The 21725-nt window shown below is 62.9% G+C and carries 17 protein-coding genes and 1 tRNA gene; 1 reads left to right on the top strand and 17 read right to left on the bottom strand.

What is annotated here, in order from left to right; genetic code table 11:
* Positions 1 to 79: 79 nt before the first annotated feature.
* The 15 genes from fusA to OSH05_RS24880 form a co-directional block, all read right to left on the bottom strand.
* Positions 80 to 2155, bottom strand: a complete 2076-nt coding sequence (gene fusA / locus OSH05_RS24950; RefSeq protein WP_104221486.1) for an elongation factor G — start codon at positions 2153 to 2155, stop codon at positions 80 to 82.
* 23 nt (positions 2156 to 2178) lie between these two features.
* Positions 2179 to 2649, bottom strand: coding sequence for a 30S ribosomal protein S7 (gene rpsG, locus OSH05_RS24945; protein WP_104221487.1), 471 nt, complete (start codon positions 2647 to 2649; stop codon positions 2179 to 2181).
* A gap of 14 nt (positions 2650 to 2663) precedes the next feature.
* Positions 2664 to 3035 carry a 30S ribosomal protein S12 gene (rpsL, locus tag OSH05_RS24940; protein ID WP_073058749.1) on the bottom strand — a complete coding sequence of 124 codons (372 nt, stop codon included), beginning with the start codon at positions 3033 to 3035 and terminating at the stop codon, positions 2664 to 2666.
* Between the two features lie 442 nt (positions 3036 to 3477).
* Positions 3478 to 3915, bottom strand: coding sequence for a cupin domain-containing protein (locus OSH05_RS24935; RefSeq protein ID WP_104221488.1), 438 nt, complete (start codon positions 3913 to 3915; stop codon positions 3478 to 3480).
* A gap of 147 nt (positions 3916 to 4062) precedes the next feature.
* Positions 4063 to 5283, bottom strand: a complete 1221-nt coding sequence (locus OSH05_RS24930) for an alpha/beta hydrolase (protein ID WP_266353098.1) — start codon at positions 5281 to 5283, stop codon at positions 4063 to 4065.
* Between the two features lie 233 nt (positions 5284 to 5516).
* Positions 5517 to 9743 carry a DNA-directed RNA polymerase subunit beta' gene (gene rpoC, locus OSH05_RS24925; protein ID WP_104221490.1) on the bottom strand — a complete coding sequence of 1409 codons (4227 nt, stop codon included), beginning with the start codon at positions 9741 to 9743 and terminating at the stop codon, positions 5517 to 5519.
* A 93-nt stretch (positions 9744 to 9836) separates the two neighbouring features.
* Positions 9837 to 13973 (bottom strand): DNA-directed RNA polymerase subunit beta, encoded by a 4137-nt coding sequence (rpoB, locus tag OSH05_RS24920; RefSeq protein ID WP_104221491.1) that lies wholly within the window; start codon positions 13971 to 13973, stop codon positions 9837 to 9839.
* 138 nt (positions 13974 to 14111) lie between these two features.
* On the bottom strand, positions 14112 to 14483 hold the full coding sequence (rplL, locus tag OSH05_RS24915; RefSeq protein WP_104221492.1) for a 50S ribosomal protein L7/L12: 372 nt from the start codon (positions 14481 to 14483) through the stop codon (positions 14112 to 14114).
* 44 nt (positions 14484 to 14527) lie between these two features.
* The gene (gene rplJ, locus OSH05_RS24910; RefSeq protein ID WP_104221493.1) at positions 14528 to 15046 is read right to left on the bottom strand and encodes a 50S ribosomal protein L10; all 519 of its coding nucleotides are present in this window, start codon (positions 15044 to 15046) and stop codon (positions 14528 to 14530) included.
* A gap of 308 nt (positions 15047 to 15354) precedes the next feature.
* A complete protein-coding gene (gene rplA, locus OSH05_RS24905; RefSeq protein ID WP_104221494.1) occupies positions 15355 to 16053 on the bottom strand; it encodes a 50S ribosomal protein L1 in 699 nt (232 codons plus the stop codon).
* A gap of 2 nt (positions 16054 to 16055) precedes the next feature.
* Positions 16056 to 16487, bottom strand: a complete 432-nt coding sequence (gene rplK / locus OSH05_RS24900) for a 50S ribosomal protein L11 (RefSeq protein ID WP_104221495.1) — start codon at positions 16485 to 16487, stop codon at positions 16056 to 16058.
* A gap of 140 nt (positions 16488 to 16627) precedes the next feature.
* Positions 16628 to 17158 (bottom strand): transcription termination/antitermination protein NusG, encoded by a 531-nt coding sequence (nusG, locus tag OSH05_RS24895; RefSeq protein WP_104221496.1) that lies wholly within the window; start codon positions 17156 to 17158, stop codon positions 16628 to 16630.
* Positions 17159 to 17171: 13 nt separating this feature from the next.
* Entirely contained in the window at positions 17172 to 17372 is a 201-nt protein-coding gene (secE, locus tag OSH05_RS24890) for a preprotein translocase subunit SecE (RefSeq protein WP_104221497.1), read from the bottom strand.
* 97 nt (positions 17373 to 17469) lie between these two features.
* Positions 17470 to 17545: transfer RNA gene (locus OSH05_RS24885), tRNA-Trp, on the bottom strand.
* 112 nt (positions 17546 to 17657) lie between these two features.
* The gene (locus OSH05_RS24880) at positions 17658 to 18782 is read right to left on the bottom strand and encodes a citrate synthase (RefSeq protein WP_207778836.1); all 1125 of its coding nucleotides are present in this window, start codon (positions 18780 to 18782) and stop codon (positions 17658 to 17660) included.
* A gap of 45 nt (positions 18783 to 18827) precedes the next feature.
* Between OSH05_RS24880 and OSH05_RS24875 the strand changes: the two genes are divergently transcribed.
* Positions 18828 to 20012, top strand: coding sequence for a citrate synthase family protein (locus OSH05_RS24875; protein WP_104221499.1), 1185 nt, complete (start codon positions 18828 to 18830; stop codon positions 20010 to 20012).
* Between the two features lie 14 nt (positions 20013 to 20026).
* On the opposite strand, the gene OSH05_RS24870 is transcribed toward OSH05_RS24875, so the two are convergent.
* Positions 20027 to 20875 (bottom strand): hypothetical protein, encoded by an 849-nt coding sequence (locus OSH05_RS24870; RefSeq protein WP_104221500.1) that lies wholly within the window; start codon positions 20873 to 20875, stop codon positions 20027 to 20029.
* A gap of 112 nt (positions 20876 to 20987) precedes the next feature.
* A partial coding sequence (locus OSH05_RS24865) for an EF-Tu C-terminal domain-related protein (protein ID WP_266352427.1) occupies positions 20988 to 21725 on the bottom strand: 738 nt, incomplete at its 5' end.

Below are 21725 nucleotides of genomic sequence, written 5' to 3'. Positions count from 1 at the left end.
GGCTTATTGCGCTCGAATTTCTCTTTACCCATCGGAGTTCTCCGTCGTCTCTAAAGCTGGTTCAGTTTCGCGCGTCAGGTCAGGCGTATTTGGCCTGGACTTCCTGGGCGACAGCCTGAGGAACCTGCTCGTAATGATCGAATTGCATCGTGTAGCTGGCGCGACCCTGGCTCATGGAGCGCAGGTTGTTCACATACGAGAACATGTTCGCCAGCGGCACGAAAGCGGTGATGACATTCGCGTTGCCGCGCATGTCCTGGCCCTGAATTTGGCCGCGGCGCGAGTTCAGATCGCCGATGACCGAGCCGACGAAATCTTCCGGCGAGACCACTTCAACCTTCATGATCGGCTCAAGAAGGGCCGGATTGGCCTTCTCGATGCCCTCACGAAGAGCGGCACGCGAGGCTATTTCGAAGGCGATCGCCGAGGAGTCGACCTCGTGATACGCGCCGTCGATCAGGGCAATCTTGACGTCCACGACCGGGAAGCCCGCAAGCGGACCCGAGGTCATGACCGAGTTCAGGCCCTTTTCGACGCCCGGGACGTATTCCTTGGGAACCGTACCGCCGACGACCTTGTTCTCGAAGCTGTAACCGGCGCCGATCTCGTTCGGCTCGATGATGAACTTGACGCGGGCGAACTGGCCCGTACCGCCGGTCTGCTTCTTGTGGGTGTAGTCGATTTCCGTCTTCTTGCGGATCGTCTCGCGATAGGCGACCTGCGGAGCACCGACATTCACGTTGATGTTGTACGGCGCACGGCGAAGGATATCGATCTTGATGTCGAGGTGCAGCTCGCCCATGCCCTTGATGATGGTCTGGCCGGACTCGCTGTCGGTCGAAACCCGGAACGACGGATCTTCCGAAGCAAGCTTCTGAAGTGCGACGCCCAGCTTCTCCTGGTCGGTCTTGGTGGCCGCCTCGACGGACATCTCGATGACCGGCTCGGGGAATTCCATCTTCTCAAGCAGAACCGGATGAGCCGGATCGCAGATCGTGTCGCCGGTGCGGGCTTCCTTCAGGCCGACCAGAGCCACGATGTCGCCAGCGAAGGCCTCATCGATGTCTTCACGCGAATTGGCATGCATCGTGACCATGCGGCCGATACGCTCACGCTTCTCCTTGGTGGAGTTGAGGAGCGTCGTGCCCTTCTGCAGCACACCCGAATAGATGCGTGCAAAGGTCAGGATGCCGAACGGATCTTCGATGATCTTGAACGCGAGCATCGAGAGCGGCTCGTCGTCGGTCGAATGACGCTCGACTTCCTCGCCGGTCTTCAGATCGATGCCCTTGGTCGGCGGAACGTCGACCGGGGACGGCAGATAGTCGACAACCGCGTCGAGCAGCGTCTGCACGCCCTTGTTCTTGAACGCCGAGCCAGCAAGGACCGGGAACCACGTCGAATGCAGCACGGCCTTGCGGATCAGCCGCTTCAGCGTCGCGGTGTCCGGCTCGTTGCCTTCGAGATAGGCTTCCATCGCCGTGTCGTCGAGTTCGACGGCAGCCTCGATCAGCTCGGCGCGAGCCGCAACGGCCCGGTCGAGCATGTCGGCAGGGATCTCGATCTCGTCATACTTCGCGCCGAGGCTCTCGTCATGCCAGACGATGGCCTTCATCTCGACGAGGTCGACGATACCCTTGAAGTCCTGCTCGGCGCCGATCGGCAGCTGGATCGGAACCGGACGGGCACCGAGGCGCGTCTTGATGTCCGCGATGCACATGTCGAAATTGGCGCCGGTCTTGTCCATCTTGTTACAGAAGACAATGCGCGGCACATGATACTTGTCGCCCTGGCGCCAGACGGTCTCGGTCTGCGGCTCCACACCCTGGTTGGAGTCGAGAACGCAGACAGCGCCGTCGAGAACACGCAGCGAACGCTCGACTTCGATCGTGAAGTCGACGTGGCCGGGCGTATCGATGATGTTCAGGCGCTTGCCGTTCCAGAAGGTGGTCGTAGCCGCCGACGTGATCGTGATGCCGCGTTCCTGCTCCTGCTCCATGTAATCCATGGTTGCAGCGCCGTCGTGGACCTCGCCGATCTTATGGCTCTTGCCGGAATAGTAGAGAATCCGCTCGGTCGTCGTGGTCTTGCCGGCATCGATGTGCGCCATGATGCCGAAATTGCGGTAGTCTTCGATCTTGTGCGTGCGGGCCATTATGGTCTCACCTTGTCCGATCGTTACCAGCGATAGTGCGAGAACGCGCGGTTGGCTTCAGCCATCCGGTGCGTGTCTTCGCGCTTCTTGACCGCATTGCCACGATTGTTCGACGCGTCCAGCAGCTCGCCGGACAGACGCTCGACCATGGTCTTCTCATTGCGGGCCCGGGCAGCCGTCAACAGCCAGCGGATCGCCAGCGCCTGACGACGATCCGTGCGGACCTCGACCGGAACCTGATAGGTAGCACCACCAACGCGGCGCGAACGCACTTCGATATGCGGCGCGACATTGTCCAGCGCCTGGCGGAACACCACGACGGGCTCCTGCTTGGTGCGGGCCTGGATCACATCGAGAGCACCGTAGACGATGCTTTCGGCAACAGACTTCTTGCCGTCATACATGACGGCATTCATGAACTTGGTCACGACAATATCGCCGAACTTGGGGTCCGGGATGATCTCGCGCTTCTCTGCACTATGGCGACGGGACATGATTCAGAAATCCCTTACTTCGGACGCTTCGCGCCGTACTTGGAACGACGCTGCTTACGGTTCTTGACGCCCTGGGTGTCGAGAACGCCGCGCAGAATGTGGTAGCGCACGCCCGGCAAGTCCTTGACGCGACCGCCACGGATCATGACGACCGAGTGTTCCTGCAGATTGTGACCTTCACCGGGAATATAGCCGATGACCTCGAACTGGTTGGTCAAACGCACCTTGGCGACCTTACGAAGTGCCGAGTTCGGCTTCTTCGGGGTCGTCGTATAGACGCGCGTACAAACACCGCGCTTCTGCGGGTTCTGCTCCAGCGCGGGCACCTTGTTCCGCTTTGCCGGCGCCTGGCGCGGCTTGCGGATCAACTGATTGATAGTCGGCATGCGTCGCCTTCCAGCTAGCCTACGGTCCTGTATCGCTCGCTCTTCATCCACCGTTGAGAGCCGTATAGCCCATAAACGAAGGGCGCCATTTCCGCTCGTTAGGGCGGAGGCGCTACGAAGAGCAGAGGATCACGGCTTGCGCCGCGATCATGCGTGTCGCTTCTAACGTCTTTTTTCGATCCAGACAGCGTTTAAACCCGAACTCCGCGGCGCGTCGCCAGCGAACGATTTAGGCTTACCACCTGCCCGAAAGCTTGCGGAACCTACTTATTCGCCCCCTTCGCGTCAACCCCCGTGCGCATTTCTTTTGGCCGAGGCCCGAACGGGAAGATTGCTGCGACGGCTGAGCGTAAGCGGCGTCTTTGTTGCGCAAACCGATCGTCTGAAGCAATTTTCTTTCGCGACCTCGGTAGCGGTGGTTCGCGAGTCCCGAATCGGCCCGCTATTGCGGGGGCGGCACCTTCACGGAGAACGGCTTCCCCTTCTCGCCGGTGACGATCATGAGGATTCGCACGGCCTCATTGCCGACGACTCGCCCGTCATGTGGCCGGTTGACCATTTCGGCGAACGAATCGCCGGCCTTGAAGGTCTGCTTCCGGCCATCCGCCATCTGCACCTCGATCGCACCCTGCAGAATATACGCGTAGGCGGGATAGGGGTGCTCGTGCCAACCCGTCTCGCCGCCAGGCGGAATTTCGACCAGCAGGCTCTGCACTTCCGGATCGTCGATCTTGGGATACTGGATCGCGTCGCCGCTCGTTGTCGTCTCGGTGTCCAGCAGACGTTGCACCTTCACGGACGGCTTGTAGCTCTCCTCCGCCAGTGCACCCGATGCGCCAAGAACCAGCGCCGCCGCCACGATCGCCTTGAAGCCTCTCATCGCTTTCCCCTCCCCGTTGACCGCCGATATACGGCAGTTGAAGCTCCGTATAACGGCGAAGGGTAAACGGAAAGGGCAGCGCGGAGCCGCCCTTTCATGCGAAGGGCGAGCGTTCGTCGAGCTCTCGCTCGCTTGGGAGATGAAGGTCTATCGGCCCACCTGTGTCGTCGACTGGATCGCGTCGCCAGTCGCCGTGGCCGTGTCGCTGACCTGATCGCCGAGCGCCTCGACATTGCCGTTGAAGTTCTTGCGCGTATTTGGATCGACGAGCGCCACGGGTGCGGCAACGACGAGCCCCGCAGCAGCACCGACCGTTGCCGCCGCGCCGGTCGAAGCCGCGATGATGCGGTCACCGAGACCCACATTCGAATCCGTTATCGCCTGCCCCTCCGCGAGGCGGGCGCCGATCGCCTGCACGACCTGCGGGCTTGCCGCGAACTTGCCATGGTTCAGCTTGTCGTCCGTATGGAGCTTGGTCAGATCGATGACGGTGATCTTGTCCCTCTCCAGTTCGGTGAGATAGGGCTCCTTGGACGGATCGATCTGGCCCAGCCGTTCGACATTGCCCCAGATACGCCGAGAGGCCGCAAGTGCGCGGTCATCCTGCGAGACGAACAGCGTGATCTGCGGACCCTTGCTGCCGATATCGGCCATCTGGCTGCGGAACACATCGACATCGACGTCTGGTGAAGCCAGCATCACATTCTTGATCTTGGGCAACACCCGGCCATTGCGGATCGCCATCTGGCGCAGCGCCTCCAGCGTCACCCAATTTCCCATCGAATGCGCGAGGACGGATACCTCGTCAACGTTCGGATCCTTGGCGAGCGCGGTCAGCAGCTTCTCGAGAGCGTCACGGGAGTAGTTCGTGCTCTCCCGGTCATAGCCATAGTCGAGGAGGCTGCCGCGAGAAGGCCAGGTGAAGAGGATCGGCACGACCGGCGCGCCGGAATCATGCACGATCTGGGCATAGCGGTACACGGCATCGTCGAAACGGTTGTTGAAACCATGAATGAAGACCAGTGCCTGGCGGCCCGGCGTCTTCTTGATGCGGTTGTTGAACCACGCCTTCGCCTCGGGAAGCGTCATGTCATCGGCCTTGACCGTCACGAAGTCCGTGGCCGGATTGCCGGGCAGCTTCTTCGGCCATTGCACGTCGCCAACCTTGCGCGCCGATGCCGGAGGGATCGAAACGACGATATTGGCGAAGTCGAGTGCCTGTCCGCGCTCTCCAGTGAACAGCACGGCGCGATTGTCCGAACGCATCCGCGTCGTCGCCACAGCCATATCGACCTGGCTCGTTCCGGCCGCCGTGAGCGCTACCGGCTCGAGGACGCCCTCCGGCCGGCCGCCACAGGCGCTGAGCATCGCAGCACTGGCGAGGATGACGAAAAAGGCCCGGACCCGGACGCGGCGGTTACGCAAGATGATGCCTTCCGGCTGAGAAACCCGGCGTGCATACCACGGCGTGCTTCCGCCGAACATCCCCGGTGCCGGGAGCGATCGCCACCGCAAAGAAAAAGGCGCCCCGGAAAACCCGAGGCGCCTTGTTTCGATCCGGAGGGCGCCGATCGGCGCACTCCCGCTTTTTCAGCCGCGGCTTACTCCGCGGCGTTGGTCAGGTTTCCGAGCAGTCCGCCGACCGGCTCGCTCGGAGCCGAGGTGCGGCGGCGCTCTTCGAGGATCAGCGCATCGCGCTTGGTCGCGATCTCGCGGATGCGGCCCATCGTTCCGCCGGTACCCGCCGGGATTAGGCGGCCGACGATGATGTTCTCCTTGAGACCCTCGAGCGGATCGACCTTGCCGTTGACGGCCGCCTCGGTGAGGACGCGAGTCGTCTCCTGGAAGGAAGCCGCCGAGAAGAACGACCGCGTTTGCAGGCTCGCCTTGGTGATGCCGAGAAGAACCGGATTGGCGATGGCGATCTTCTTGCCTTCCGACTTGGCCTTCTCGTTGACGACGTCGAATTCGAGCTGGTCGACCTGCTCGCCGGAGAAGAACTCCGTCTCGCCACCATCGACGATCTCAACCTTCTGCAGCATCTGGCGAACGATCACCTCGATGTGCTTGTCGTTGATCTGCACGCCCTGCAACCGGTAGACGTCCTGGATCTCGTTGACGAGATAGGCTGCGAGAGCCTCCACGCCCTTGATCGCCAGGATGTCGTGCGGCGCCGGATTGCCGTCCATGATGTAGTCGCCCTTCTCGACGGCATCGCCTTCCTGAAGATGGAAAGGCTTGCCCTTCGGGATGAGATACTCGACCGGCTCCAGCGGCGCGCCCGTCGCATCCAGCGACCCCTCGACAGGCTCGACGATGACGCGACGCTTGTTCTTGTAGTCACGACCGAAGCGGACCGTGCCGTCCATCTCGGCGATGATGGCGTGATCCTTGGGGCGGCGAGCCTCGAAGAGCTCGGCAACACGCGGCAGACCGCCGGTGATGTCACGCGTCTTCGCGCCTTCCGTCGGGATACGCGCCAGCACGTCGCCGGCATGAACGTCCGAGCCAGGATCGACCGAGAGAATGGTCTCGACCGAGAGCTGGTACCGGGCCTCGCCGCCGCGGGCGAGCTTCAGCACCTTGCCGTCCTTGCCCTTGACGACCATGGCCGGCTTCAGATCGCCGCCGCGCGGATTGGCGCGCCAGTCGATGACGACGCGCTTCGTGATGCCCGTCGACTCGTCGGCCGTCTCGGTGACCGAGATGCCTTCGACCAGATCCTCGTAGCCGATCGTGCCGTTGACTTCGGTCAGCACCGGGCGGGTGTAGGGATCCCACTCCGCCAGACGCTGGCCGCGCTTGACGCTGTCGCCCTCGTCAACATGCAGGCGCGAGCCGTAAGTCACGCGGTTGACCGCGCGCTCCGTCCCATCCTTGTCGACGATGACGATCGCCATGTTGCGACCGAGGGCGATGAGCTTGCCCTCGCTGTCGCGAACGATATTGCGATTGCGGATCTGGATCGTGCCCTCGAAACTCGACTCGATGAACGACGAGTCGACCACCTGCGCCGTTCCGCCGATGTGGAACGTACGCATGGTGAGCTGCGTGCCCGGCTCGCCGATCGACTGGGCCGCGATGACGCCGACGGCCTCGCCCATGTTGACGGGAGTGCCGCGCGCCAGATCGCGGCCGTAGCAGGTCGCGCAGACGCCGATCTTGGTGTCGCAGGTCAGCACCGAACGGATCTTCGCCGCCTGGACGCCGGCCTTCTCGACCTTCTCGCAATCCCGCTCTTCGATGAGCTTGCCGGCGGGGATCAGAACCTCGCCCGTCACGCTCGACACGATATCCTCCGCGGCCGTGCGGCCGAGGATGCGCAGGCCGAGCGAAGCGACGACCTGGCCGGAATCGATGACCGCCTGCATCTTGAGGCCGTTCGTCGTGCCGCAATCCTGCTCGATGATGATGCAGTCCTGCGCCACGTCGACGAGACGACGCGTCAGATAGCCGGAGTTGGCCGTCTTCAGAGCCGTATCGGCGAGGCCCTTACGGGCACCGTGGGTCGAGTTGAAGTACTCGAGAACGGTGAGGCCTTCCTTGAAGTTCGAGATGATCGGGTTCTCGATGATCTCGCCCGACGGCTTGGTCATCAGACCGCGCATGCCGGCAAGCTGCTTCATCTGGGTGGGCGAACCACGCGCACCCGAATGGCTCATCATGTAGACCGAGTTCATCGGCTTCTGACGACCCGTCTCCTTGTCCTTCTGGACAGCGGAGATGCCCTTCATCATTTCCTCGGCGACGCGATCACCGCACTTCGCCCAGGCATCGACGACCTTGTTGTACTTCTCACCATAGGTGATCAGGCCGTCATTGTACTGCTGCTCGTAATCCTTCACGAGCGCCTGCGTCTCCTCGACCAGCTTCGCCTTCGCGGCCGGGATCACCATGTCGTCCTTGCCGAACGAGATGCCCGCGCGGCAAGCCTCGCGGAAGCCGAGCGCCATGATGCGATCGCAGAAGATGACCGTCTCCTTCTGACCGCAATGGCGGTAGACGGCGTCGATCGTGTTCGAGATTTCCTTCTTGGTCATCAGCTTGTTGACGACGTCGAAGGGCAGGTTGTGGTGCTTGGGCAGCAGTTCGCCGATCAGCAGGCGTCCGGGCGTCGTGTCATAGATCTTGGACGTGACGTTGCCATCGGCATCAATGCCGCGATAGCGACCCTTGATCTTCGTATGCAGCGTGATCGCCTTGGCGCTGAGCGCATGCTCGATCTCAGCGATCGAACCGAACTTCATGCCCTCGCCCGGCTCCTTCTCTGCCATGATCGACAGATAGTAGAGGCCGAGGACGATGTCCTGCGACGGCACGATGATCGGCAGACCATTGGCCGGATGCAGGATGTTGTTCGTCGACATCATCAGGACGCGCGCTTCCAGCTGCGCTTCGAGCGACAGCGGAATGTGCACGGCCATCTGGTCGCCGTCGAAATCGGCGTTGAAGGCCGAGCAGACGAGCGGATGCAGCTGGATCGCCTTGCCTTCGATCAGCACGGGCTCGAAGGCCTGGATACCGAGGCGGTGCAAGGTCGGTGCGCGATTGAGCAGGATCGGATGCTCGCGGATGACCTCGTCCAGGATATCCCAGACCTCCGGCCGCTCCTTTTCGACGAGCTTCTTCGCCTGCTTCACCGTCGAGGAGAAGCCCTTGGCGTCAAGACGCGAATAGATGAACGGCTTGAACAGCTCGAGCGCCATCTTCTTCGGCAGGCCGCACTGATGCAGCTTCATTTCCGGGCCGACCACGATGACCGAACGGCCGGAATAGTCGACGCGCTTGCCGAGCAGGTTCTGGCGGAAGCGGCCCTGCTTGCCCTTGAGCATGTCGGACAGCGACTTCAACGGGCGCTTGTTGGCGCCCGTGATGACACGGCCACGGCGACCATTGTCGAACAGAGCGTCGACGGCCTCCTGCAGCATGCGCTTCTCGTTGCGGATGATGATATCCGGCGCGCGCAGTTCGATCAGCCGCTTCAAACGATTGTTGCGGTTGATGACGCGGCGATAGAGATCGTTCAGATCGGACGTCGCGAAACGGCCGCCATCCAGCGGAACGAGCGGGCGCAGATCCGGCGGAATGACCGGGATCTGGGTCATGATCATCCATTCCGGGCGATTGCCGGACTCGATGAAGGCCTCGACGAGCTTCAGCCGCTTGCCGAGCTTCTTTGGCTTCAGCTCAGAGGTCGAGGTCGCGATTTCCTCGCGCAGGTCGAGCGCCAGCTTCGGCAGGTCGAGCGCCATCATCATCTCGCGGATGGCTTCCGCGCCGATCATGGCGGTGAAACTGTCGTCGCCATACTCGTCCTGGGCGCGCAGATACTCCTCCTCGGAGAGGAGCTGACGCTCCTTCAGCGGGGTGAGGCCGGGCTCCAGAACGACGTAGTTCTCGAAATAGAGAATGCGCTCAAGATCCTTGAGCGTCATGTCCATCAGCATGCCGATGCGCGAGGGCAGCGACTTCAGGAACCAGATGTGAGCCACGGGCGCCGCGAGCTCGATATGGCCCATGCGGTCGCGCCGAACGCGGGCGAGAGTCACCTCGACGCCGCACTTCTCGCAGATGATGCCCTTGTACTTCATGCGCTTGTACTTGCCGCACAAGCACTCGTAGTCCTTGATCGGTCCGAAGATCCGCGCACAGAACAGCCCGTCACGCTCGGGCTTGAACGTACGGTAGTTGATCGTCTCCGGCTTCTTGATCTCGCCATACGACCACGAGAGAATTTTCTCCGGGCTCGCAATGTGGATGCGGATCTGGTCGAAGTTCTGCGCCGGCTGGGCCAGCGGGTTGAAGATGTTCGCGACTTCCTGATTCATCGCCGATCTCCTTTGGCGCTGATCGGGCGAGACCATCGTCTCGCTTCCGACCAACGCAATTGACTTACCTGCATTCCGGATAGGCGCGGCGGATTACTCCGCCGCGTCCGGAAGCTGCTCGATCGAACTACCGTCGACCCGCTTCGACTGGTTCAGTTCGACATCGAGGCCGAGCGAACGCATTTCCTTGACCAGAACGTTGAACGATTCCGGGATACCGGCCTCGAACGTGTCGTCGCCGCGGACGATCGCCTCATAGACCTTGGTACGGCCGGCGACGTCGTCGGACTTCACCGTCAACATCTCCTGCAAGGTATAGGCCGCGCCATAAGCTTCGAGCGCCCACACCTCCATTTCGCCGAAGCGCTGGCCGCCGAACTGCGCCTTACCGCCCAGCGGCTGCTGGGTGACGAGCGAGTACGGCCCGATCGAACGCGCATGGATCTTGTCGTCGACCAGATGGTGCAGCTTGAGCATGTAGATGTAGCCCACCGTCACCTTGCGGTCGAAGGATTCGCCCGTCCGGCCGTCATAGAGGACGACCTGGCCCGACGAATCGAGGCCCGCCTTCTTCAGCATCGTAACGATGTCCGGCTCGCGCGCACCGTCGAACACCGGCGTCGCGATCGAGACGCCCTTCTTCAGATGCTGGCTGAGCCGCACGACGGATTCGTCGTCATACTCAGCGACCTTCTCGTTCTTCGAGCTGTCGCCATAGATCTCGTCGAGCTGAACGCGAAGCGGCTTGGTATCGCCCGACTTCTTGTAGTCCTCGAGCATCTTTCCGATCTTGAGGCCCATGCCGGCACAAGCCCAGCCCAGATGCGTCTCCAGGATCTGACCGACATTCATGCGGCTCGGCACGCCGAGCGGATTGAGCACGATGTCGACATGCGTACCATCCTCAAGGAACGGCATGTCCTGCACCGGAACGATGCGGGACACGACGCCCTTGTTGCCATGGCGGCCGGCCATCTTGTCGCCCGGCTGGATCTTGCGCTTCACGGCGACGAAGACCTTGACCATCTTCATCACGCCCGGAGGCAGCTCGTCGCCGCGCTGCAGCTTCTCGACCTTGTCGATGAAGCGCTTCTCCAGCTGCTTGCGGCTTTCGTCATACTGGCCGCGCAGCGCCTCGATCTCGCCCATGAGCTTCTCGTCGGCAACGGCGAACTGCCACCACTGACTACGAGGATATTCCTCGATGATCTCGCGGCTCAGGACCGTTTCGCGCTTGAAGTTCTTCGGGCCGCTCGACGCCGGCTTGCCGACGAGCATATCGACCAGGCGGCCATAGACGTTGCGGTCCAGGATCGCCTGCTCGTCGTCGCGGTCCTTGGCGAGGCGTTCGATCTCCTCGCGCTCGATCGCCATCGCACGCTCGTCCTTCTCGACGCCGTGCCGGTTGAACACGCGCACCTCGACGATCGTGCCGGTAACGCCCGGCGGAACGCGAAGCGACGTGTCGCGAACGTCAGAAGCCTTTTCGCCGAAGATGGCGCGCAGGAGCTTTTCTTCCGGCGTCATCGGGCTCTCGCCCTTCGGCGTAATCTTACCGACGAGGATGTCGCCCGCCTGCACGTCAGCGCCGATATAGACGATGCCGGCTTCGTCGAGGTTCTTCAGCGCTTCTTCCGAAACGTTCGGAATATCGCGTGTGATTTCCTCCGGTCCGAGCTTCGTGTCGCGCGCCATCACCTCGAATTCCTCGATATGGATCGAGGTGAAGACGTCGTCCGACACGATCCGCTCGGACAGCAGGATCGAATCCTCGAAGTTGTAGCCATTCCACGGCATGAACGCGACGAGCACGTTCCGGCCGAGCGCCAGATCGCCGAGATCGGTTGAGGGGCCGTCGGCCAGGATGTCGCCCTTGGCAACACGGTCGCCGACACGCACCAGCGGACGCTGGTTGATGCAGGTCGACTGGTTCGAGCGCTGGAACTTCATCAGCCTATAGATATCGACACCCGACTTCGAAGGATCAAGATCCTCGGTCGCGCGGATAACGATACGGGTCGCATCGACCTGGTCGACGATACCGCCACGGCGCGAGGCAATCGCGGCACCCGAGTCACGGGCGACGACGGCTTCCATGCCGGTGCCGACGAACGGCGCTTCGGCGCGAACCAGAGGCACCGCCTGGCGCATCATGTTCGAGCCCATCAGGGCGCGGTTGGCGTCGTCGTTTTCCAGGAACGGAATGAGCGAAGCCGCCACAGAAACGAGCTGCTTCGGCGACACGTCCATGAAGTCGACGCGCTCCGGACCGACCATGACGTTCTCACCGGCATGGCGGCAGACGATCAGGTCCTCCGTCAGCTTACCGGCTTTGTCGAGGCCCATATTCGCCTGCGCGACATAGTACTTCGACTCCTCCATCGCCGAGAGATAGATGATCTCGTCGGTGGCGAGACCGTCCCGGACGCGCCGATACGGGCTCTCGATGAAGCCGTACTTGTTGACGCGCGCAAACGTCGCCAGCGAGTTGATCAGTCCGATATTCGGACCTTCCGGCGTCTCGATCGGGCAGATGCGGCCGTAATGCGTCGGGTGCACGTCGCGCACCTCGAAGCCGGCACGCTCGCGGGTCAGACCGCCCGGGCCAAGCGCCGAGAGACGACGCTTATGCGTGATCTCCGAGAGCGGATTGGTCTGGTCCATGAACTGAGAAAGCTGCGAGGAGCCGAAGAACTCGCGCACGGCGGCAGCCGCCGGCTTGGCGTTGATCAGATCCTGCGGCATGACGTTGCCGATCTCGACCGACGACATGCGCTCCTTGATCGCGCGCTCCATGCGGAGCAGACCGACGCGGTACTGGTTCTCCATGAGCTCGCCGACCGAACGGACGCGGCGATTGCCGAGATTGTCGATGTCGTCGATCTCGCCGCGGCCATCGCGGAGGTCAACCAGCATCTTGATCACCGCCAGAATGTCCGCCTCGCGCAGAACGCGAACGGTATCCTCGGCGGTCAGGTCGAGGCGCATGTTCATCTTCACGCGGCCGACCGCGGAAAGGTCATAGCGCTCGCTGTCGAAGAACAGCGACTGGAACATGGCCTGAGCCGAATCCATCGTCGGCGGCTCGCCGGGACGCATCACGCGATAGATGTCGAACAGCGCGTCTTCGCGCGTCTCGTTCTTGTCGACCGCGAGCGTGTTGCGGATATAGGCGCCGACATTGACATGGTCGATGTCGAGCACCGGGATCTCGTCATAGCCGGCCGTCTCGAGCACGGTCAGCAGCTTGTCGGTGATCTCGGCACCGGCCTCGGCGTAGATCTCACCCGACTGCGGATTGGCGATGTCCTCGGCGATGTAGGAGCCGAAGAGATCCTCGGAACTGACCTTGAGCGCCTTGACGCCCTTCTCGGCAATGGCACGCGCCGCGCGGGCGGTGAGCTTCTTGCCGGCCTCGATCACGACTTCGCCGGTGTCGGCGTCGACCAGGTCGATCGCAGCCTTGACACCGCGCATGCGCACCGGGTCGTAAGGCATGCGCCAGCCGCCCGGCACCTTCGTGTAGGAGATCTGCTTGTAGAACGTGTCGAGGATTTCCTCGCCGTCCATGCCGAGAGCGAACATCAGCGACGTCACCGGGATCTTCCGGCGGCGGTCGATGCGCGCATAGACGATGTCCTTGGCGTCGAACTCGATGTCCAGCCAAGAACCGCGATACGGAATGATGCGCGCGGCGAAGAGCAGCTTGCCCGACGAGTGAGTCTTGCCCTTGTCGTGGTCGAAGAACACGCCCGGAGAGCGGTGCATCTGCGAGACGATGACGCGCTCGGTGCCATTGACGATGAAGGTGCCGTTCAGAGTCATGAGCGGCATTTCGCCCATGTACACTTCCTGCTCCTTGATGTCCTTGACGGACTTCGCGCCGGTGTCCTCGTCGACATCGAACACGATCAGGCGCAGCGTCACCTTCAGCGGCGCCGAGAAGGTCATGCCGCGCTGGCGACACTCATCGACGTCATATTTCGGGGCGTCGAAATCATAGCGGACGAACTCGAGCAGCGCCGTGTTCGAGAAGTCGGAGATCGGGAACACCGACTTGAAGACGGCCTGAAGGCCTTCGTCCGGACGCCCACCCTTCGGCTCCTCCACCATGAGGAACTGGTCGTAGGATGCCTTCTGAACCTCGATGAGGTTCGGCATCTCGGCGACGTCGCCGATCGACCCGAAGAACTTGCGGATGCGCTTACGACCGGTGAATGCCTGGGCCATGTTCGCTCCTTCTATGTTGAAGAACAGCTGTCCGGAAAGCCGTATAGCCGCGCTTGGGCGCGGCTTTCCGGACAGCGGTCCTTGAGGACCTGATGGAACCGGCCCCGGATATCCGGGGCCGGCCGAGAATCAATCGACTTACTTGACGTCGACCTTGGCGCCAGCACCTTCGAGCTGAGCCTTGAGCTTGGCAGCCTCGTCCTTGGACACGGCTTCCTTGACGGCCTTCGGAGCCGCTTCGACCAGGTCCTTGGCTTCCTTGAGGCCGAGGGCGGTGATCGCGCGGACTTCCTTGATGACGTTGATCTTGTTCGGGCCGACATCCGTCAGGATGACGTCGAACTCGGTCTTCTCTTCGACGACGGCAGCGGGAGCCGCGGCAGCGGCAGCGGCCGCAACCGGAGCAGCAGCCGAAACGCCCCACTTCTCTTCGAGGAGCTTCGAAAGCTCGGCAGCCTCGAGAACCGTCAGGCTCGAGAGTTCTTCAACAATCTTGGAAAGATCAGCCATTTCTTCTTCCTATCAGTTCGAATTCAGGTGTCGGGATGACGGCCTCACGCCGCTTCATCCTTCTTGGCATAGGCACCGAACACGCGGGCAAGCTGCGCCGCGGGCGCGCTGACGACTGTCGCGATCTTGGTAGCCGGGGCCGAAATCAGGCCGATCAGCTTACCGCGAAGTTCATCGAGCGACGGCAGCGAGGCGAGAGCCTTGACACCGTTCGGGTCCAGATTGGTCTTCCCCATCGCGCCACCGAGAATGACGAGCTTGTCATTCGTCTTGGCGAAATCGGTAGCGACCTTGGGCGCTGCCACGGGATCGCTCGAATAAGCGACCAGCGTCGGGCCTGTGAACAGGTCCGCAATGTGGGCAGAGTCCGTGCCTTGAAGGGCGAGCTTGACGAGGCGGTTCTTTGCGACCTTAACGCTCACTCCCACCTGCCGAGCCTTGCCGCGAAGGGCAGTGAGCTCGGCAACGGTGAGGCCAGCGTAATGCGCCACGACGACGACATTGGCCTCCTGAAAGACCTCGTTCATCGTCGAGACAAGTTCGCGCTTTTCCGCTTTTTCCACTTGCCTCTCTCCAGTTGGCGGCCGACTTTGCGGTCGGGACCGCCGGTTGCGTCAGTCACGCCCGGAAATCCGGCCGCGACGCTTCCTGGCCTGTCCCCCCGCGAGCTCCGTTGAGCCGCCGGGCAAAAGAGGATCGAACTGATCCATCGGCCGAAGCCGGAGAATCCGTTTTTCACCCCCGTCTATGCAGGGAATTAAGCCGGCGACGCCGGCACCTGCAGTCTCGGACAGGTAACCGGCCGACCGGAGCGAACCCCGGACGGCCGTCGATCGCCCGGTTCCCCGGACGAAACTCATGGTATCGACGCTTACGCGCCGACCACCGAAGACGGATCGACATGGACGCCGGGGCCCATGGTCGACGAAACGGCGACACGCTGTACGAAGGTGCCCTTGGCGCCGGAAGGACGAGCCTTCTGAACGGCATCCGTGAACGCCTTGATGTTCTCGACCAGCTTCTCGGCGTCGAAGCTCGCCTTGCCGATGCCGGCATGGATGATACCAGCCTTCTCGACGCGGAACTCGACCGAGCCACCCTTGGCGCCCTTGACGGCGGTGGTGACGTCCATCGTCACCGTGCCGACCTTCGGGTTCGGCATCAGGCCGCGCGGGCCCAGCACCTTACCGAGGCGACCGACGAGCGGCATCATGTCCGGGGTCGCGATGCAGCGATCGAACTCGATCGTGCCACCCTGGACGATCTCCAGCAGATCTTCGGCGCCGACGATGTCGGCACCGGCGGCCTTCGCCTCGTCAGCCTTGGCACCGCGCGCGAACACCGCGACGCGGACCGTGCGGCCCGAGCCGTTCGGGAGCGAGCAGACGCCGCGGACCATCTGGTCGGCGTGACGCGGATCGACGCCGAGATTGAGCGAAACCTCGATCGTCTCGTCGAACTTGGCGGTCGCACGGCTCTTGATCATCGAGACGGCCTCGGAGATCGGGTAGAGCTTGGTACGGTCGATGCCCTCGCGGGACTTCAGAACGCGCTTTCCGTGATGAGCCATGATCAGTCAACCACCTGCAGGCCCATAGACCGGGCGGAACCTTCGATCATCAGGGCCGCGGCCTCGACGTTCTCGGCGTTCAGATCCTTGAGCTTCTTCGAAGCGATCTCCAGGCACTGAGCCTTCGTGACCGACCCGGCAGGAGCGCCCTTGCCCGGAGTCTTCGAACCAGCGGCGACGCCAGCGGCCTTCTTCAGGAAGAAGCTGACCGGAGCCGTCTTCATCACAAAAGTGAAGGACTTGTCCTGGTAGTAGGTAATGACCACCGGAACGGGCGAGCCCTTTTCCATTTCCTGGGTCTGCGCGTTGAACGACTTGCAGAACTCCATGATGTTGATACCGCGCTGGCCGAGCGCGGGGCCGATCGGCGGCGACGGAGTAGCCGAGCCGGCCTTCACCTGAAGCTTCAGGTAGCCTGCAACTTTCTTTGCCATTTTGCTTCCTTTCCCATGCCGGCGACCCGCCGACGAGGTGGACCGACATCACGTCGGGCCGTGCCGGCGAAAACCGGCGAGGAATGGCGTGGTACGGTGTCGACGCTTGGCGAGCGCCGCATCCTCCCACGCCCGGACGATCAGATCTTCTCGACCTGACCGTATTCGAGCTCCACCGGAGTGGCGCGCCCGAAAATCGAAACCGCGACCTTGAGCCGGGCGCGAACCTCATCGACTTCCTCGACGAGGCCATTGAACGAAGCGAAGGGGCCATCCGCGACGCGGACCTGCTCACCGACCTCGAACGAGACCGACGGCTTCGGCCGCTCGACGCCCTCCTGCACCTGGTGCAGGATCCGGTTGGCCTCGCCTTCCGAAATCGGCATCGGCTTGTTGTCCGAACCGAGGAAGCCGGTGACCTTCGGCGTGTTCTTGATCAAATGATAGGCGTCGTCCGTAAGCGCCATCTTCACCAGGACATAGCCCGGGAAGAACTTGCGCTCGGCGTCGACCTTGCGGCCGCGACGCACCTCGACGACCTTCTCGGTCGGAACAAGGATCTGGTCGAAGAGGTCGGCAAGCCCGCGCTGCTCGGCTTGCTCACGGATCGATTCCGCGACCTTCTTCTCGAAATTCGAATAGGCGTGAACGATATACCACCGCTTGTCCATCAATGTGCTCCGCCTAGCGTCCGACGCCGAGCAGGAACTGGACGCCCCAACTCAGGAGGAAATCGGCGAGAGTGAAGAACAGCGACGCGGCAATGGCCATGACGAAAACCATGACAGTCGTAATCGCGGCCTCGCGGCGCGACGGCCAAACGACTTTCGATACCTCCGCCCGGACTTGCTGGAGGAATGTAAAAGGATTTGTTTTGGTGGCCATTACCCGCTCACGGCTTGCGGGCGCGCAAACAAAAGTCTGCGCACCGCGCTGGGAAGCGTTACATAGAACCGTTCGAACGATTCCTCAAGTGTTAAATTGGCAGGGGCAGTAGGATTCGAACCTACGACCTACGGTTTTGGAGACCGTCGCTCTACCAGCTGAGCTATACCCCTCCACGTCCGGACATGCCGAGCGCGGCGATTACATAGCCGCCTCGCGTCCCGGACGCAATCCCTGCTCTGAAGCCTGGCCGGGGATCATCCCCGCACATCGCGCCATCCTCCCTCACCCGGCGCGAGCGAGCGGCTCCGGGCCGATGTAGCGCGCATCAGGGCGGATGAGGCTGCCTTCCGCCTGCTGCTCCAGCGCATGGGCGATCCAGCCGGCACTCCGCGCCGCCGCGAAAACGGCGGTAAAGCCTGTGCGCGGGATGCCGAGCCGCTCCAGAAGCAGTGCGGTATAGAATTCGACATTGACGTCCAACCGGCGCCCGGCCTTGCGGCGGGCCAGCACTGTGAGTGCCGCCTTTTCGACGGCACCGGCAAAGGCAAGCCGCCCCTCGCCGGCGAAATTGTCCGAATCGCCAGAGTCGACGGTTCCCAGTCCGGCGAGCACGGAGCGGAGCACGTCGGCGCGGGGATCTCGGACCCGGTAGGCACGGTGTCCGAAGCCCATGATTCGTTCGCCGGCGGCGATTCGGGCCTCGATCCAATCCTCGGCATGTTCCGGACGCCCGATCGAATCGAGCATGTCGAGGACGGGGCCGGGCGCGCCGCCGTGCAAGCGCCCCTTCAATGCCGACAGCGCGGCGATCACCGCCGAGGGCAGACCCGCCTGCGTCGAGGCGACGACGCGAGCCGTGAAGGTCGAGGCGTTGAAGCCATGATCGATCACCGTGACGAGATAGGCCTCAAAGGCGGCCGATTCGCGCGAGTCGGGCCGCGCGCCGCGGATGAGCCGCAACAGATCGGCCGCGTGCGGCGCCGCAGCATCGGGCGGTGAGATCGGCTCTCCGCCGGCATGCCGAATCGCCATCGCCGCGGCGACACCGGCCGCACCGATAAGTGCTGCCGGTTCGGCGAGCGGATCGCTGTCGCCGATCTCCGCCAGAAGCAGCCGCATCGTCTCGACGGGATCGAGGGTGCCGGGCATGTCGCGCAGGCGTCCGGCAAATCGCCCATAAGCCTCGACCCGCCCTCGGCCGACCGCCGTACGGAAACTCGCCTCATCGCCGCACTCGGCGAACCCGTCCAGCAGCAGCGACGCGGCGGTTTCGTAAGGAGCATATCCGGCGAGTTGTTCGACCGGATGGCCCCGAATGACCAGGCGCCCGCCCGCCCCGTCGACATGGCTCATCACTGTGTCCGCAGCGACGACGCCCGCCAGCCCCCTGCCCGATCCATGGTCCATGCTCATACTCCTTCTTGCCTGGCACACGGCAAGAAAGTCATATAGATGGACTGCACGATCAATCTTGAATCAACCAATCAATACGAAAGCTTCATCTTGCCGGAAGCGCCGCACCTTCTCTCCGCCGAAGAAGCCAGCCAGCGGCTGGGCGTCCGCCCGGCGTCTCTTTATGCCTATGTCAGCCGCGGCCTCGTGCGCGCCCTGCCCCATCCGGACGATCCGCGGGCTCGGCTCTATGAGAGAGCCGATATCGACGCCCTGATCGAGCGGAAGCGCCGCCAGGCCCGGCCGTCCGCCGCAGCCGCCACCGCGCTTGACTGGGGGCTACCGGTGCTGGCGACGTCCATCTCCAGCATCGCAGACGGGCACCTCACCTATCGCGGCCGCGATGCCGTGGAACTGTCGGAGACGGCGACGCTGGAGGAAGCCGCCGCGCTGCTGTGGCAAATGCCGGCGCCGGACTTCGAAGCGCGACCATCGCCGCCATCGCTCGCAGGCTCGCCGATCGACCGCGCCGTCGCGGCGCTGGCAGCGGACCTCCCCGCGACGCTGTTCGGCGAGCGCAGCGGTCGCCTCGCCCGCCGCGCCAATCACGGGGTCGGCCGGATCGCGGCGGCTGTTGCCGGCGGGCCGCTGGGTATGGGCCCGCTTCATGTCGCGCTCGCGGAGGCCTGGAGCGCCCCGGATGCCGCCGACGCCATCCGCCGCGCGCTTGTCCTCGTCGCCGACCACGAACTGAACGCCTCGACTTTCGCCGTGCGCGTCGCCGCCTCGACCGGCGCTTCGCTTACCCACGCGATCATTGCCGGCCTCGTCACCTTGGCCGGGCCGATCCATGGCGGAGCGACGCAAAGGGTCGCGGCCTTCCTCGACGAGGTGGGGCGGATTGGCGATCCGAATGAGGCCGTGAGAGCGAGACTGGCCCGTGGGGAGCCGGTGCCTGGCTTCGGACACCGGCTCTACCCAAACGGCGATCCGCGCGCTCGCTCTTTGCTGGCGACCATTCCGCTCGCGCCCGAGCAGGAAGCCCTCCTAGCCTCGGTCGAGGCCGCCACGGGTGAACTACCATCAATCGACGTCGCCCTGGTGATCCTGGAGCGGAACTACACCCTGCCCCGCGACGCCGCCCTCGCCCTCTTCGCCATCGGCCGCAGCGTCGGCTGGATCGCGCATGCGATGGAGCAGGCGGAGAGCGGCCAGTTGATAAGGCCAAGGGCGGCGGCGGCGTGACGGGACTTGCTCAGTTATATCGGCCTGAAGGTTTCCGCTTTCAGGTCGAAAATCTCGTCGGTCCGCGAAAAGGGACCTTCCTCGTAGAACTCACGGACCAGCGAGCGCATCTCTTCGAAAGGCGCAACACCCGGCGTCCAGAACATCAGGATGTCGCGGTTGGGCATGGCGGCTTGCAGCGGCGTTGCCGCTAGCGAAAGCAGTTGCCGGCGGAAGGCCGGCACGAGCGCGCGCGAACTGTCAAAGCCGTCCCCGGAGCCAATCATGCCGACAATGCCACCGCCGGGCAGATTTCTCGACTCGATTTGAACGCCCTCGGATGCTGCTTCAAGGCTCTCGACGGCCGCAGCTACTGCCGTGCCGAAGTCGAGACCCCATGCATCCGCTTCCTCGGCGCGGACAAAGCGGTTCATTCCGACCCCCACCTCTACGATCACGACGGAGCTTTTGGACGTGAAGGGGCGATAGAGGAGCCCACCCTGCCCCTCCAGATACGCGGTCGCGAATATCTGCGGACGAAGGTTTGGCCTGACTACGTCAAATGTTCGTATCTCGCCTTCGATCTTGACGACCGGCCCCGCAGCGGAGAGCACTTCGTCAAATATGTCAGTCACCACCGCCCGCGTTTCGCCTCGGTTCACTTGCTTGAGCCGATCAGTCACATCATCGAAATCGTCGATGAAATGGTCGAGGACGGCAATGCTTCTTCGAGTTTCGGCCTGTTCGAGCAATATCTGTCGCAGGCTTCTAAGGAATGCAATGGCGTCCTCTTCTGCGGGAGACGAGGCGCGTGCAGCGAAGGCCCGCTGGACAAAGGCAGGGCACATGGCGAGCAGAGCGGAGAAAAATCGGCGGTTGATCATGCAACCCACCGTAGCAGTGGCTCGCAACTTTTCAATGAACCCAACAAAAAAGGCGGGAGCATTGTTGCTCCCGCCTCTTAACCGTTGATCCAGCCAGAAGGCTGGCTCCGCCTTACTTGATGATGCTGGCGACGACGCCGGCGCCGACGGTACGGCCGCCCTCGCGGATGGCGAAGCGCAGCTTGTCTTCCATCGCGATCGGGACGATCAGCGTCACTTCCATCGACACATTGTCGCCCGGCATCACCATCTCGACGCCTTCGGGAAGCGTGCAGACGCCCGTCACGTCCGTCGTGCGGAAGTAGAACTGCGGACGGTAGTTCGTGAAGAACGGCGTATGACGGCCGCCTTCTTCCTTCGTCAGGATATAGGCCTCGGCCTTGAACACCGTATGCGGCGTCACCGAGCCGGGCTTGCACAGAACCTGCCCGCGCTCCACGCCTTCACGGTCGACACCGCGGATCAGCGCGCCGATATTGTCGCCGGCCTGGCCCTGGTCCAGCAGCTTGCGGAACATCTCGACGCCGGTAACCGTCGTCTTCTTCGTGTCGCGGATGCCGACGATCTCGACTTCCTCGCCGACCTTGACGATGCCGCGCTCGACGCGCCCGGTCACCACCGTGCCACGGCCCGAGATCGAGAACACGTCTTCGATCGGCATCAGGAACGGCTGGTCGATCGGACGCTCCGGCTGCGGGATATAGGTGTCCACTGCCGTCATCAGTTCGAGGATCGCATCCTCGCCCAGCTTGGCATCGCCATCGTTCAGCGCCACGACGGCCGAACCCTTGACGATCGGAATGTCGTCGCCCGGATAGTCATAGGACGACAGCAACTCGCGAACCTCGAG

The organism is Kaistia algarum (assembly GCF_026343945.1).
GTDB classification, from domain to species: domain Bacteria; phylum Pseudomonadota; class Alphaproteobacteria; order Rhizobiales; family Kaistiaceae; genus Kaistia; species Kaistia algarum.
The sequence above is the reverse complement of the archived record's forward strand: the minus strand, read 5'-3'. Positions and strand labels throughout refer to the sequence as shown.